General features: G+C 59.6%; 13 protein-coding genes. All 13 read left to right on the forward strand.

The annotated features are described in order from the left end of the window. Positions 1–8: 8 nt before the first annotated feature. Positions 9–488 carry an NADH-quinone oxidoreductase subunit NuoE gene (gene nuoE / locus ACQ4WQ_RS04100; RefSeq protein WP_035820520.1) on the forward strand — a complete coding sequence of 160 codons (480 nt, stop codon included), beginning with the start codon at positions 9–11 and terminating at the stop codon, positions 486–488. Beyond that, on the forward strand, positions 485–1,780 hold the full coding sequence (gene nuoF / locus ACQ4WQ_RS04105) for an NADH-quinone oxidoreductase subunit NuoF (protein ID WP_010399729.1): 1,296 nt from the start codon (positions 485–487) through the stop codon (positions 1,778–1,780). The genes nuoE and nuoF overlap by 4 nt, the downstream gene beginning before the upstream one ends. Positions 1,781–1,802: 22 nt before the next feature. Continuing rightward, positions 1,803–4,136: an NADH-quinone oxidoreductase subunit NuoG gene (gene nuoG / locus ACQ4WQ_RS04110; protein ID WP_436494840.1), complete on the forward strand. Its 2,334-nt coding sequence runs from the start codon at positions 1,803–1,805 to the stop codon at positions 4,134–4,136. Next, positions 4,136–5,218 carry an NADH-quinone oxidoreductase subunit NuoH gene (nuoH, locus tag ACQ4WQ_RS04115; RefSeq protein WP_070224109.1) on the forward strand — a complete coding sequence of 361 codons (1,083 nt, stop codon included), beginning with the start codon at positions 4,136–4,138 and terminating at the stop codon, positions 5,216–5,218. The genes nuoG and nuoH overlap by 1 nt, the downstream gene beginning before the upstream one ends. Positions 5,219–5,232: 14 nt before the next feature. Continuing rightward, complete coding sequence (gene nuoI, locus ACQ4WQ_RS04120; RefSeq protein ID WP_010399726.1) at positions 5,233–5,721, forward strand: NADH-quinone oxidoreductase subunit NuoI; 489 nt, start codon at positions 5,233–5,235, stop codon at positions 5,719–5,721. Between the two features lie 66 nt (positions 5,722–5,787). After that, positions 5,788–6,420 carry an NADH-quinone oxidoreductase subunit J gene (locus tag ACQ4WQ_RS04125; RefSeq protein ID WP_034779507.1) on the forward strand — a complete coding sequence of 211 codons (633 nt, stop codon included), beginning with the start codon at positions 5,788–5,790 and terminating at the stop codon, positions 6,418–6,420. Continuing rightward, the gene (gene nuoK / locus ACQ4WQ_RS04130; protein WP_010399724.1) at positions 6,417–6,725 is read left to right on the forward strand and encodes an NADH-quinone oxidoreductase subunit NuoK; all 309 of its coding nucleotides are present in this window, start codon (positions 6,417–6,419) and stop codon (positions 6,723–6,725) included. Before ACQ4WQ_RS04125 ends, nuoK begins: the two co-directional genes overlap by 4 nt. A 46-nt stretch (positions 6,726–6,771) precedes the next feature. Further along, positions 6,772–8,850 carry an NADH-quinone oxidoreductase subunit L gene (nuoL, locus tag ACQ4WQ_RS04135; RefSeq protein ID WP_436494842.1) on the forward strand — a complete coding sequence of 693 codons (2,079 nt, stop codon included), beginning with the start codon at positions 6,772–6,774 and terminating at the stop codon, positions 8,848–8,850. 29 nt (positions 8,851–8,879) lie between these two features. After that, on the forward strand, positions 8,880–10,379 hold the full coding sequence (locus tag ACQ4WQ_RS04140; protein WP_436494844.1) for an NADH-quinone oxidoreductase subunit M: 1,500 nt from the start codon (positions 8,880–8,882) through the stop codon (positions 10,377–10,379). A 16-nt stretch (positions 10,380–10,395) separates the two neighbouring features. After that, positions 10,396–11,898, forward strand: a complete 1,503-nt coding sequence (gene nuoN, locus ACQ4WQ_RS04145) for an NADH-quinone oxidoreductase subunit NuoN (RefSeq protein ID WP_436494846.1) — start codon at positions 10,396–10,398, stop codon at positions 11,896–11,898. Between the two features lie 3 nt (positions 11,899–11,901). Next, the gene (locus ACQ4WQ_RS04150) at positions 11,902–12,231 is read left to right on the forward strand and encodes a DUF2818 family protein (RefSeq protein WP_436494848.1); all 330 of its coding nucleotides are present in this window, start codon (positions 11,902–11,904) and stop codon (positions 12,229–12,231) included. A gap of 57 nt (positions 12,232–12,288) precedes the next feature. Then, positions 12,289–12,846, forward strand: a complete 558-nt coding sequence (locus tag ACQ4WQ_RS04155) for an NUDIX domain-containing protein (protein WP_436494850.1) — start codon at positions 12,289–12,291, stop codon at positions 12,844–12,846. Then, the gene (locus ACQ4WQ_RS04160; RefSeq protein ID WP_436494852.1) at positions 12,843–13,553 is read left to right on the forward strand and encodes a hypothetical protein; all 711 of its coding nucleotides are present in this window, start codon (positions 12,843–12,845) and stop codon (positions 13,551–13,553) included. The genes ACQ4WQ_RS04155 and ACQ4WQ_RS04160 overlap by 4 nt, the downstream gene beginning before the upstream one ends.

A 13,553-nucleotide genomic window follows, 5' to 3' on the forward strand; every position in this document is an offset into this window, starting at 1 on the left:
CAAAAAGTATGTTGTTATCAGAGCAATGCTATAAGAAAATTGACCGCGAGCTGGCCAAGTACCCGGCCGACCAGCGTCAGTCGGCCGTCATGGCCGCGCTGGCCCATGCCCAGGATGAACTGGGCTGGCTGGCGCCGGAAACCATGAAGGAACTGGCCGACTACATCGGCATGCCGGCGATCGCCGTGCAGGAAGTGGCCACGTTCTACAATATGTACAACGTGAAACCCGTGGGCAAGCACAAGATCACCGTGTGCACCAACCTGCCATGCGCCCTGTCGGGCGGCGTGCGCGCTGCAGAGTACCTGAAGCAGAAACTGGGTATCGATTTCCGCGAAACCACCGCAGACGGCCAGTTCACCCTGGTTGAAGGCGAGTGCATGGGTGCTTGCGGCGATGCGCCGGTCTTGCTGGTCAGTAATAAAACCATGTGCAGCTGGATGTCGAACGAGAAAATCGACGCCATGCTGGAGGAACTCAAGAAATGACGTCACTCCACAACCGCCATATCGATCCATTGATCCTGAAGGATCTGGATGGCAAGAACTGGCATTTGCAAGATTATGTGAACCGCGGCGGCTACAGCGCCCTGCGGCGTATCCTGGAAGAGAAAATCACGCCGGAACAGATCATCGCCGACCTCAAGGCCTCGTCCTTGCGCGGCCGCGGCGGCGCGGGTTTTCCTACCGGCTTGAAGTGGAGCTTCATGCCGCGCCAGTTCCCGGGCCAGAAATACCTCGTCTGCAATACAGATGAAGGCGAACCGGGCACTTTCAAGGACCGCGACATCATTCGTTACAATCCCCATGCCCTGATCGAAGGCATGGCCATTGGTGCTTATGCGATGGGCATCACCGTCGGCTATAACTATATCCACGGTGAAATCTTCCAGGAATACCTGCGTTTCGAAGAAGCGCTGGAAGAGGCGCGCGCCGCCGGTTTCCTGGGCGACAAGATCATGGGTAGCGAGTTCTCGTTCCAGTTGCATGCGCACCATGGTTATGGCGCCTACATCTGCGGCGAAGAAACGGCCCTGCTCGAATCGCTGGAAGGCAAGAAAGGCCAGCCGCGCTTCAAGCCGCCTTTCCCTGCCTCGTTTGGCCTGTACGGCAAGCCGACGACGATCAACAACACGGAAACCTTCGCGGCCGTGCCCTTCGTGCTGAACATCGGTCCAGAGAAATACCTGGCGATGGGCAAGCCGAACAACGGCGGTTCGAAGATCTTCTCGATCTCGGGCGACGTGGAAAAACCGGGCAACTACGAAGTGCCGCTCGGCACCCCGTTTGCGACCCTGCTGGAACTGGCAGGCGGCATGCGCGGCGGTAAAAAGATCAAGGCCGTGATTCCTGGCGGCTCGTCCGCGCCGGTGATCCGCGGCGACATCATGATGCAGACCGACCTAGACTACGACTCGATCGCGAAAGCCGGTTCGATGTTGGGTTCGGGCGCCGTCATCGTGATGGACGAAACACGCTGCATGGTGAAGGCGCTGGAACGCCTGTCCTACTTCTACTTTGAAGAATCGTGCGGCCAGTGTACGCCTTGCCGTGAAGGCACAGGCTGGATGTACCGCATGGTGCACCGCATCGAGCAGGGGCAGGGTCGTCCAGACGACCTGGACATGCTCAACTCGATCGCCGACAACATCCAGGGCCGCACCATTTGCGCGCTGGGCGATGCGGCTGCCATGCCGGTACGGGCCTTCATTAAGAATTTCCGTGAAGAATTTGAATATCATATCGAGCACAAGCATTGCTTAGTGCCCGCATATATCTAAGCTGCGTCAGGTAACGATCACCATGGTTGAAATCGAAATAGACGGCAAAAAAGTCGAAGTCCCTGCTGGTAGCATGGTGATGGACGCCGCCAACAAATTGGGAACCTACATTCCGCACTTCTGCTATCACAAGAAATTGTCGATCGCAGCGAACTGCCGCATGTGCCTGGTCGAAGTGGAAAAGGCGCCGAAGCCTTTGCCCGCTTGTGCGACCCCGGTCAGTGCCGGCATGATCGTGCGCTCCGCCAGCGATAAAGCTGTGCAGGCGCAAAAGTCGGTCATGGAATTCTTGCTGATTAATCACCCGCTCGATTGCCCTATCTGCGATCAGGGCGGCGAATGCCAGTTGCAAGACTTGGCCGTCGGTTACGGCAAGAGCGAATCGCGCTACAAGGAAGACAAGCGCGTCGTCACGCCGAAGGAAGCCGGTCCGCTGGTCTCCATGCAAGAGATGTCGCGCTGCATCCAGTGCACCCGCTGCGTACGCTTTGGCCAGGAAGTGGCCGGCGTGATGGAGCTGGGCATGATCGGCCGCGGCGAACACTCGGAAATCGTGTCGTTTGTGGGCCAGACGGTCGACTCCGAACTGTCGGGCAACATGATCGACCTGTGCCCGGTCGGCGCACTGACCTCGAAGCCGTTCCGCTACAGCGCCCGTACGTGGGAACTGTCGCGCCGCAAATCGGTCAGCCCGCATGACGGCCTCGGTGCTAACCTGATCGTGCAAGTGAAAGCTGGCAAGGTCAAGCGCGTATTGCCGCTGGAAAACGAAGCCGTCAACGAGTGCTGGATCTCGGACAAGGACCGTTTCTCGTACGAAGCGCTGGACAGTGCCGAACGCCTGACGTCGCCGATGCTGAAACAAGGCAACGAGTGGAAAGAAGTCGATTGGCAGACCGCGCTGGAATACGTGGCGCACGGTTTGAAAAATATCAAGCACGAGCATGGCGCTGACGCCATCGCCGCGCTGGCCACCCCGCATTCGACCGTCGAAGAGCTGGTCCTGCTGCAAAAAGTCGCCCACGGCCTCGGTTCCGAGAACGTCGACTTCCGCCTGCGCCAGACCGACTTCGCGCTCGACGCCAGTGTGAAGCCATGGCTGGGCATGCCGATCAACGAATTTGGCCAGATCAAGCGCGCCTTCGTCATCGGCTCGTTCCTGCGCAAGGATCACCCATTGCTGGCCACGCGTTTGCGCGCGTCCGTCAAGGGCGGCGCCAAGCTGTCGATCCTGCATGCCTCCGACGATGATCAGCTGATCACCATCGCCAACAAGATGATTGTCGCGCCGAGCGATTGGCTGGCAGCCTTGTCGGAAGTGGTCGTCGCTGTTGCTAAAGCGAAAGAAATCGCTGCGCCAAACGGTTTTGAAGCGGTTGTTGCTTCGGACGTGGCCGTCGCCATCGCCGCCAGCCTGATGGCCGGCGACCATGGCGCCGTACTGCTGGGTAACGCGGCAACGCAACACCCGCAAGCGTCGCAATTGCATGCTGCCGCGCAATGGATCGCCGAACAGACTGGCGCCAAGCTCGGTTACCTGACGGAAGCGGCCAACACGGTCGGCGCGCACCTGGTCGCCAAGCCGCGCGCCAATGTGCAAGCCGCATTTGCTGCTCCGAAGAAAGCTTACGTGCTGCTGCACGCCGAGCCGGAACTCGATGCCGCCAATCCACAAGCGGCCCGCGCCGCCCTGGATGGTGCCGAGATGGTCGTGGCGATGTCGGCCTTCAAGCACGGCATGGATTACGCCGATGTCTTGCTGCCGATCGCCCCGTTCGCTGAAACCTCGGGCACCTTCGTCAACTGCGAAGGCCGCGCGCAAAGCTTCAACGGCACCGTGAAACCGCTGGCGGAAACCCGTCCAGCCTGGAAAGTGCTGCGCGTCCTGGGCAACATCCTGGGCCTGGCCGGTTTCGACTACGACACCTCGGAAGCGATCCGCGACGAAGCGTTCGGCGCTGGCGTGACCGATCTGTCGGCACAGCTGAACAATATCGCCAAGAACGCACCGGAAGCGGCAAGCTACGCACCGGCATCGCCTGCGCTGCAACGCATCGCCGACGTGCCGATCTACTTCGCCGACGCGCTGGTCCGCCGCTCCGAACCGCTGCTGCGCACGGTCGACGGCGCCGCGCCGCAAGCCCATCTGTCGCCGGCATTGGCCGAGAAGCTGGGCATCAAGGCGGGCGACAAGGTCAAAGTGGCGCAAGGCTCCGGCAGCGCCATCCTGGTGGCGGCACTCCATGCCGGCCTGCCAGCCAATGTGGTCAAAGTGTCGGCGGCGCATGCCTCGACGGCCAGCCTGGGCGGCATGTTCGGTGACATCACAGTTGAAACAGCAGAGGGGAAAATCTGATGGCTCTGCCTGAATTTGTAAACGTCATCAACAGCAGCGGTCAGGATCTGCTGGGCGGCTCGTGGCCGTTCTTCTGGACCCTGATCAAGATCCTGTGCGTGCTGTTGCCGCTGATGGGCCTGGTTGCCTACCTGACCTTGTGGGAACGCAAGCTGATCGGCTGGATCCAGATCCGCGTGGGCCCGAACCGCGTGGGTCCGCTGGGCTTGCTGCAGCCGATCGCCGATGCGCTGAAACTCTTGTTCAAAGAGATCATCATCCCGTCCAAGGCCGCCAAAGGCCTGTTCGTGATCGGCCCGATCATGACCATCATGCCGGCCCTGGCCGCCTGGTCGGTCGTGCCGTTCGGTCCGCAAGCCGTGCTGGCCAACGTCAACGCCGGCTTGCTGATGCTGCTGGCGATTACCTCGATGGAAGTCTACGGCATCATCATCGCCGGCTGGGCTTCGAACTCGAAGTACTCGTTCATGGGCGCCATGCGCGCTTCGGCACAGATGATTTCGTACGAAATCCCGATGGGCTTCGTGATGGTCATCGTGCTGATGGTCTCGGGCAGCCTGAACTTCATCGACATCGTCGGCGGCCAGCAAATCGGCTTCTTCGCCGACAAGGGCGTCAATTTCATGTCGTGGAACTGGCTGCCGCTGCTGCCGATGTTCGTCATCTACCTGGTGTCGGGCCTGGCTGAAGCCAACCGTCACCCGTTCGACGTCGTCGAAGGCGAGTCGGAAATCGTGGCCGGCCACATGGTCGAGTACTCGGGCATGGCCTACGCCATGTTCATGCTGGCCGAATACGCCAACATGATCCTGATCGGCGCCCTGGCTTCGATCATGTTCCTCGGTGGCTGGTCCGCACCATTTGCTTTCCTTGAGTTCTGGGGTGGTTTCGGCGGCTTCTTCTGGCTGTTCGCCAAGACCTTCTTCATCGTGTCGGTGTTCATCTGGGTCCGCGGTACTTTCCCACGCTACCGTTATGACCAGATCATGCGCCTCGGCTGGAAAGTGTTTATCCCGTTGACGCTGGTCTACCTGGTCTTCGTCGCTGCCTGGATGCAGACATCCTGGAATATTTGGAAGTAAGAGAGTGCATACGAATGGATAAGGTAAAAGATTTCTTCAGCAGCCTCTTGTTAGGCGAGCTGATCAAGGGCATGGCGCTGACAGGCAAGTACATGTTTTCGCGCAAGATCACGGTGCAATTCCCGGAAGAGAAGACACCGATCTCGCCGCGTTTCCGTGGCTTGCACGCGCTGCGCCGCTACCCGAACGGCGAGGAACGTTGCATCGCCTGCAAACTGTGCGAAGCGGTTTGCCCGGCGATGGCCATCACGATCGAATCGGAACAGCGTGACGACGGTTCGCGCCGTACCACGCGTTACGATATCGACTTGACCAAGTGCATCTTCTGCGGTTTCTGCGAAGAGTCCTGCCCGGTCGATTCGATCGTCGAGACGCAAATCCTGGAATACCACGGCGAGAAACGCGGGGATTTGTATTACACGAAAGAGATGTTGCTGGCCGTAGGTGATCGTTATGAAAATGACATCGCCGCTGCGCGCGCCGCCGACGCACCTTATCGCTGATGGATGCGCCGCAGCCCCAAAGCTGCGGCGCGCCCCTCGTTCATCTGTACGTCTATTGGGTTTTTTATGGACTTTAAAACAATTTTGTTTTACGCCTTCGCGCTGATCTTGATTCTGGCAGCGACGCGCGTCATCACGGCCCGTAATCCGGTCCACGCAGTACTGTTCCTGGTACTGTCCTTCTTCTCGGCAGCGGGCATCTGGATGCTGCTGCAAGCTGAATTCCTGGCCATCGTGCTGGTATTGGTGTATGTCGGCGCCGTGATGGTGCTGTTCCTGTTCGTGGTCATGATGCTCGATATCAATATCGACCGCATGCGCGAAGGTTTCTGGGGCTACCTGCCACTGTCCGTGACGGTGGGCGTGATCATCGTGCTGGAAATGGCCGCCGTCCTGTGGCACGGTTTCCGCAACTTTGCGCCTAGCATCGCTCCGGTGAACGTCAACCTGGGCGGCACCAAGGAACTGGGCCTGCTGATCTACACGAAATATGTGTTCGCCTTCGAGATCGCTGCCGTCGTGCTGCTGGTGGCCATCGTTGCCGCGGTCGCGCTGACCCTGCGCAAACGCAAGGACACCAAGCATTTTGCTCCAGGCGATGCCGTGCGCGTCAAGCGCAACGACCGCCTGAAGATCATCAAGATGGACGCGGTCGTCGAGCGTCCTGCGGCTGAGCCGGAAGTTAAGGAGGCACCATGACATTATCGCTCACACATTTTCTGGTCTTGGGCGCGATCCTGTTCGCAATCTCGATCGTCGGTATTTTCCTGAACCGCAAGAACATCATCGTATTGCTGATGGCAATCGAATTGATGCTGCTGGCGGTGAATATGAATTTCATCGCGTTCTCCCATTTCATGGGCGACGCGGCCGGTCAGATCTTCGTTTTCTTCATCCTGACGGTTGCCGCCGCTGAGTCGGCTATCGGTCTGGCTATTCTGGTGGTGATGTTCCGTAATCTGGATACCATCAACGTCGAAGACCTGGACAGCCTCAAAGGCTGATGTTTTTCAGACTCGATCTCTCGAATAATAACGATTAAGGTTCATCATGGCGGGGCAACTCCTCAACCCTAACCTCCTTCTTGCCGTACCGCTGGCGCCGCTGGCCGGTGCCGCGATTGCAGGCTTGCTTGGCACCCAGTTCCTGGGTAATTTGGTCGGACGCAAGACGTCGCATACCGCGACGATCCTGGGCGTACTGATTGCGTTCATCCTGTCCGTGCAGACACTGCTGGCAGTGATGGATGGCGCGACATTCAATGGCACGATCTATAACTGGATGACGATCGGCACCCTGAAGATGGAAGTGGGCTTCCAGATCGATTCGCTGTCGGCGATGATGATGTGCGTGGTCACCTTCGTTTCCCTGATGGTGCACATCTACACGATCGGCTACATGAAGGACGACGAAGGCTACAACCGCTTCTTCGCCTACATCTCGCTGTTCACGTTCTCGATGCTGATGCTGGTCATGGCCAACAACTTCCTGCAACTGTTCTTCGGTTGGGAAGCCGTGGGCCTGGTTTCTTACCTCTTGATCGGTTTCTGGTACCAGCGTCCGACGGCCATCGTGGCCAACATGAAGGCTTTCCTCGTCAACCGCGTGGGCGACTTCGGCTTCATCCTCGGTATCGGCCTGCTGCTGGCATTCGCCGGCACCATGAACTACCAGGAAGTATTCGCCAAGAAAGACGAACTGGCGCTGCTGACGATGCCGGGCACCGACTGGGCCCTGCTGACCGTGGCCTGCATCTGCCTGTTCATCGGCGCGATGGGCAAATCGGCGCAGTTCCCGCTGCACGTGTGGCTGCCTGACTCGATGGAAGGTCCTACCCCGATCTCGGCTCTGATTCACGCCGCGACGATGGTGACGGCCGGTATCTTCATGGTCTCGCGCATGTCGCCGCTGTTCGAACTGTCCGACACGGCACTGTCCTTCATCCTGGTGATCGGCTCCATCACGGCGCTGTTCATGGGCTTCCTTGGCATCATCCAGAACGACATCAAGCGCGTCGTCGCTTACTCGACCCTGTCGCAGCTGGGCTACATGACCGTGGCGCTGGGTTCGTCCGCGTACTCCGTGGCCGTGTTCCACCTGATGACGCACGCATTCTTCAAGGCACTGCTGTTCCTGGGCGCCGGTTCCGTCATCATCGGCATGCACCACGATCAGGACATCCGCAACATGGGCGGCCTGCGCAAGTACATGCCGATCACCTGGATCACCTCACTGGTCGGTTCGCTGGCCCTGATCGGCACGCCGCTGTTCTCCGGTTTCTACTCGAAAGACAGCATCATCGAAGCCGTCGAAGCGACGCACATCTGGGGCGCTGGCTTTGCCCAGTTCGCCGTGCTCGCTGGCGTGTTCGTCACCGCCTTCTACTCGTTCCGCATGTATTTCCTCGTCTTCCACGGCAAGGAACGTTTCGGCCAGGCGCATGCGCACGGTCATGACGACCATCACGCGGCCAAGCATGATTCGGACGCGCACGATGAAGAAGACGAAGACGACCACGCGCACCACGGTCTGGAACCTGGCCAGAAGCCGCATGAATCGCCGTTCGTCGTGTGGTTCCCGCTGGTGATGCTGGCGATCCCGTCGCTGCTGATCGGTTACCTGACGATCGGCCCGATGCTGCATGGCGATTTCTTCAAGGGCGTGATTTTCGTTGGCGAAAACCATCCAGCGATGGAAGAGTTGTCGCATGAATTCCACGGCGCGATGGCGATGGCGATCCACGGCCTGTCGACGGCACCGTTCTGGCTGGCATTGTCCGGCGTGGTGGCAGCCTACTACTGCTACATGGTCAACCCGCGCGTACCGGCCTGGTTCTTTGCCAAGTTCCACGCGATCCACACCCTGCTGGACAACAAGTACTACATGGACAAGTTCAATGAAGTCGTGTTCGCCGGCGGTGCCCGCTTGCTGGGTAATGGCCTGTGGAACTTCGGTGACAAGAAGCTGATCGACGGTTTCGTCGTCAATGGCAGCGCCAAGGTTGTCGCCTGGCTGTCCTCGCTGTCGCGAGTGCTGCAGACCGGCTACATCTATCACTATGCATTCGTGATGATCCTGGGCGTGCTGGGCTTCCTGATCTATTTCCTGCCATTCTGGCCCGCTAAGTAAGCTGACCTGATAAAAGAATACTGAGAACCATGATGCAGTCTACGATTTCTACACTACCTCCTTACCTGAGTCTGTCGATCTGGGTGCCGATCATTTGCGGCGTCCTGGTCCTGGCTCTCGGCCGTGACAGCAAAGCGGGCTTTACCCGCTGGCTGTCGCTGGCTGGCGCCGTGCTCAGCATGCTGTGCACCTTGCCGCTGATCCAGCATTTCGACAACGCCGCCCACGGCATGCAATTCGTCGAAAAAGCACCGTGGATTCAAACCTTCAATATCTGGTACTCGCTGGGTATCGACGGCCTGTCGCTGTGGTTCATTCCACTGACGGCGTTCATCACGGTCATCGTCGTCATTTCCGCTTGGCAAGTGATCGAGAAGCGCATCGCCCAGTACATGGGTTCCTTCCTGATCCTGTCGGGCCTGATGATCGGCGTGTTCTGCGCGCTGGACGGCTTGCTGTTCTACTTCTTCTTTGAAGCAACCCTGATCCCGATGTTCATCATCATCGGTATCTGGGGCGGTTCGAACCGCGTGTACGCGTCGTTCAAGTTCTTCCTGTACACCTTCTTCGGTTCGCTGCTGACTCTGGTTGCCATCATCTACCTGCGCAATGTGTCGGGTACCTTCGACATCCTGGCCTGGCACGCGTTCAAGCTGACGATGAACGAGCAGATATTCATCTTCCTGGCCTTCCTGATGGCGTTTGCCGTGAAAGTGCCGATGTTCCCCGTGCATACGTGGTTGCCGGACGTCCACGTGGAAGCGCCGACGGGCGGTTCCGCCGTGCTGGCCGCCATCATGCTGAAACTGGGCGCCTATGGCTTCCTGCGTTTTTCGCTGCCGATCACGCCGGACGCCAGCCACTACCTGTCGGGCTTCATGATCACCCTGTCGCTGATCGCCGTCATCTACATCGGTCTGGTTGCCCTGGTGCAAACCGACATGAAAAAACTGGTCGCCTATTCGTCGATCGCGCACATGGGTTTCGTCACCCTGGGCTTCTTCATGTTCAACGACATCTCGGTGCAGGGCGGTATCGTGCAGATGGTCTCGCACGGTTTCATCTCCGGCGCCATGTTCCTGTGCATCGGCGTACTGTATGACCGCATGCATACCCGCAACATCGCCGACTACGGCGGCGTCGTGAACCGCATGCCGAAATTTGCCGCCTTCTTCGTGCTGTTCTCGATGGCCAACTGCGGTCTGCCAGCCACATCCGGCTTCGTCGGCGAGTTCATGGTGATCCTGGGCGCGGTGAAATACAACTTCTGGATCGGTCTGCTGGCTGCAACGGCACTGATCTGGGGCGCGGCGTACTCGCTGTGGATGGCCAAGCGCGTGGTGTTCGGCAAGATCAAGAACAAGCACGTGGCCGAATTGACCGACATCAACAAACGTGAATTCTTCATGCTTGCTGTGCTGGCCATCGCCGTGCTCGTGATGGGTCTGTACCCAGCCCCGTTCACCGACACGATGCAAACTTCGGTTGCCGACCTGCTGCAGCATGTCGCCATCAGCAAGTTGCCTTAAATAGAAGACCGATAACATGACTAATGCACCTAATCTGGTACCGCTGTACGCGGAAATCTTTCTGCTGATCGCCACGTCGGCGCTCTTGCTGATCGATATGTTCTTGCCTGCGGCGAAGCGTTCGATCACCTATGCGCTGTCGCTGCTGACCCTGGCCGGCTGCGCCTTGCTGACCGTGGGCGACTTCAACGCGGGCACCACCGTCTACACGTTCCACAATATGTTCGTGTCGGACCCGATGTCGCAGCTGCTGAAACTGTTCTCGTACGGCGCCGTGGCGCTGACCCTGATCTACTCGCGTGCCTATGCCACCGACCGCAGCATGCTGTCGGGTAACCTGGGCGGCGAGTTCTACGTGCTGGCCCTGTTTGCACTGCTGGGCCAGATGATCATGATCTCGGCCAACAACTTCCTGATCATCTACCTGGGTCTGGAACTGATGTCGCTGTCGCTGTACGCGCTGATCGCCCTGCGCCGTGACAATGCCAAGGCCACGGAAGCGGCCATGAAATACTTCATCCTGGGCGCACTGGCTTCCGGTTTCATGTTGTACGGTATCTCGATGCTGTACGGCGCGTCCGGCACGCTGGATTTGAACGAAGTGCGCGTAGCGCTGGAAAACGGCAAGACCAACGGCACCATCATGGTCTTCGGCCTGGTGTTCCTCGTTGCTGGCCTGGCCTTCAAACTGGGCGTCGTGCCATTCCACATGTGGGTGCCTGACGTGTATCAAGGTTCGCCGACGGCCGTGACCCTGCTGCTGGGCGCGGCGCCGAAACTGGCCGCTTTCGCCATCACCTTGCGCTTGCTGGCCGAAGGCTTGCTGCCGATGGCACATGACTGGCAGCAAATGCTGCTGGTGCTGGCTGTGATGTCGCTGGCCATCGGTAACTTCACCGCCATCGCGCAAACCAATTTGAAGCGCATGCTGGCGTACTCGACCATTGCGCAAATGGGCTTCGTTCTGCTGGGTCTGCTGTCCGGTACCGTTGACGGTCCAGGCAACACCCTGAACGCGGCTGGCGCAGCCACCGCCTATGGCGCCTCGATGTACTACGTCATCACCTACGTGTTCACCACCCTGGGTACCTTTGGCGTAATCATGTTGTTGGCACGTAATGGTTTCGAAGCAGAAGAACTGGCCGACTTCAAGGGCCTGGGCAAACGCAGCCCGATCTTCGCGCTGGTGATGACCCTGTTCATGTTCTCGCTGGCCGGCGTGCCGCCGCTGATGGGCTTCATGGCCAAGTACTCGGTGCTCGCTTCCGTGCTGGCCACGGGCCAGCTGTGGCTGACCATCGCCGCCGTGCTGTTCTCGCTGATCGGCGCTTTCTACTACCTGCGCGTCGTCAAGATGATGTGGTTCGACGAGCCGACCGACAGCAATGCGCTGGTCGTGCATGGCGACATGCGCGTCGTGCTGGCCCTGAACGGCGTGTTCGTCCTGGCGCTGGGTGCGATGCCTGAGAGCATCCTGGCTGCCTGTGCGACCGCCATCACCAAGACCCTGGCGTCCTGACCGATGGATGTCACCGTCTCGAGCTGGCTGGTGATCGCCCTGGGCATCCTGGGCGCCAACCTGCCTTTCGTGAACGAGAAACTGTTTGCCGCCGTCCCCTTGAAAAAGGCGGCGCAAGCAGAGGGGAGCAAAGGCTGGCGCAAGCCGCTGGCGCTGCGCCTGCTGGAGATGGTGATTCTGTACTTCATCGTCGGCGCCGTGGCGTTCGCGCTCGAAGCGCGCATCGGCAACGCTTTCCCGCAGACGTGGGAGTTCTACGCCATCACCGGCTGCCTGTTCCTGGTGCTGGCTTTCCCCGGCTTTGTCGGACGCTACCTGCGCAAACGCCGTTAGCAACAACGACCGAAAGCGGCGCCTCTGGCGCCGTTTTTTATTGAATAAAGGAATTCCATGGATACGAATCTGATTGAAACCAAGGTCGACGGCGAGCTCGTCTACCAGGGCGGTTTCCTGCGCGTGCAGCGCGACCGTGTTGCACTGCCGGATGGCAAGATCACGGCGCGCGAATTCGTCCTGCATCCGGGCGCCGTCGTGATCCTGCCGCTGCTCGACGACGGCACGGTGCTGATGGAACGCCAGTACCGCTATCCGCTGGACCGGGTCTTCATCGAATTCCCGGCCGGCAAGATCGATGCGGGCGAGTCGCACCTGGCCTGCGCCCAGCGTGAACTGCTGGAAGAGACGGGCTACACGGCCGGCGACTGGCAATTCGTCTCCACCATCCATAACGCCATCGCCTACTCGGACGAACACCTGGAACTGTTTCTGGCGCGCGGACTCGTGGCGGGCGAGCGCCAGCTCGACGAGGGCGAATTCCTGGAAACATTTACGGCCACCGTGCCGCAGCTGCTCGACTGGGTCAAGGATGGCACCATCACGGACGTGAAGACCGTCATCGGCATCTTCTGGCTCGACAAGATTACCAGCGGCACCTGGCAACCGGCTTGATCCTGCGCATGCGCACGGCGATCTTCCTGCTGTTGGCGTCGGCCTGCCTGGATACGCTGGCGGCAGCGCGCACGCCGTTCCAGGTGCGCTGCGAAGACACGATCAGCAAGACGGTGTCCGTGCTGACGGTGCAGCAGAACGGCTACAGCATCGACACGCATCTGCCGTACAAGGCGCTGACCGTCATGAAGGGCACGGCGCGCGCGAATACCTGGGTGCTGGGCCTGACCAGGACGGATTCGCGCGTGGCCATCGCCCTGGCCGGCCCCATGCTGCAAGACCCGGCCAGCGGCTACGAATGCGTGGCGCCGCAGATTACCGTGAGCCTCACGTATGCGCCCGTGGTGATCTATATCGGCAGCGAGTTTGCCCCTGGCACTTGCGCGTATGATGAGATACTCGCGCACGAGCTGCGGCACATGAAGACCTATATGGATCACTTGCCGCGCGTGGAAAAGACTGTGCGCGCCGCGCTGGCCAAACGCTTCGAGGCGCGGCCCCTGTATGCGCCCAGCGGCACGGCCAAGGCGGCGCTGGCGCGCGAGATCGATACAGGCTGGTTGCCGTATATCAAGGCAGAAATGCGCAAGGTGGAAACCTTGCAGGCCGCCATCGATTCTCCGCAAGAATATGCGCGCCTGGGCAAGGCGTGCAACGGAGAAATCCAGAATATCCTGGCGGGCAAGGCCCAGCCCGCCCAGCAGTGA

The organism is Janthinobacterium goodfellowi, from assembly GCF_051380695.1.
GTDB lineage: Bacteria > Pseudomonadota > Gammaproteobacteria > Burkholderiales > Burkholderiaceae_D > Janthinobacterium.

Excerpts from the sequence above, each read along its gene's own strand:
- nuoE (WP_035820520.1), top strand. The coding sequence starts at position 9 with ATGTTGTTATCAGAGCAATGCTATAAGAAAATTGACCGCGAGCTGGCC.
- nuoF (WP_010399729.1), top strand. The coding sequence starts at position 485 with ATGACGTCACTCCACAACCGCCATATCGATCCATTGATCCTGAAGGAT.
- nuoG (WP_436494840.1), top strand. The coding sequence starts at position 1,803 with ATGGTTGAAATCGAAATAGACGGCAAAAAAGTCGAAGTCCCTGCTGGT.
- nuoH (WP_070224109.1), top strand. The coding sequence starts at position 4,136 with ATGGCTCTGCCTGAATTTGTAAACGTCATCAACAGCAGCGGTCAGGAT.
- nuoI (WP_010399726.1), top strand. The coding sequence starts at position 5,233 with ATGGATAAGGTAAAAGATTTCTTCAGCAGCCTCTTGTTAGGCGAGCTG.
- ACQ4WQ_RS04125 (WP_034779507.1), top strand. The coding sequence starts at position 5,788 with ATGGACTTTAAAACAATTTTGTTTTACGCCTTCGCGCTGATCTTGATT.
- nuoK (WP_010399724.1), top strand. The coding sequence starts at position 6,417 with ATGACATTATCGCTCACACATTTTCTGGTCTTGGGCGCGATCCTGTTC.
- nuoL (WP_436494842.1), top strand. The coding sequence starts at position 6,772 with ATGGCGGGGCAACTCCTCAACCCTAACCTCCTTCTTGCCGTACCGCTG.
- ACQ4WQ_RS04140 (WP_436494844.1), top strand. The coding sequence starts at position 8,880 with ATGATGCAGTCTACGATTTCTACACTACCTCCTTACCTGAGTCTGTCG.
- nuoN (WP_436494846.1), top strand. The coding sequence starts at position 10,396 with ATGACTAATGCACCTAATCTGGTACCGCTGTACGCGGAAATCTTTCTG.
- ACQ4WQ_RS04150 (WP_436494848.1), top strand. The coding sequence starts at position 11,902 with ATGGATGTCACCGTCTCGAGCTGGCTGGTGATCGCCCTGGGCATCCTG.
- ACQ4WQ_RS04155 (WP_436494850.1), top strand. The coding sequence starts at position 12,289 with ATGGATACGAATCTGATTGAAACCAAGGTCGACGGCGAGCTCGTCTAC.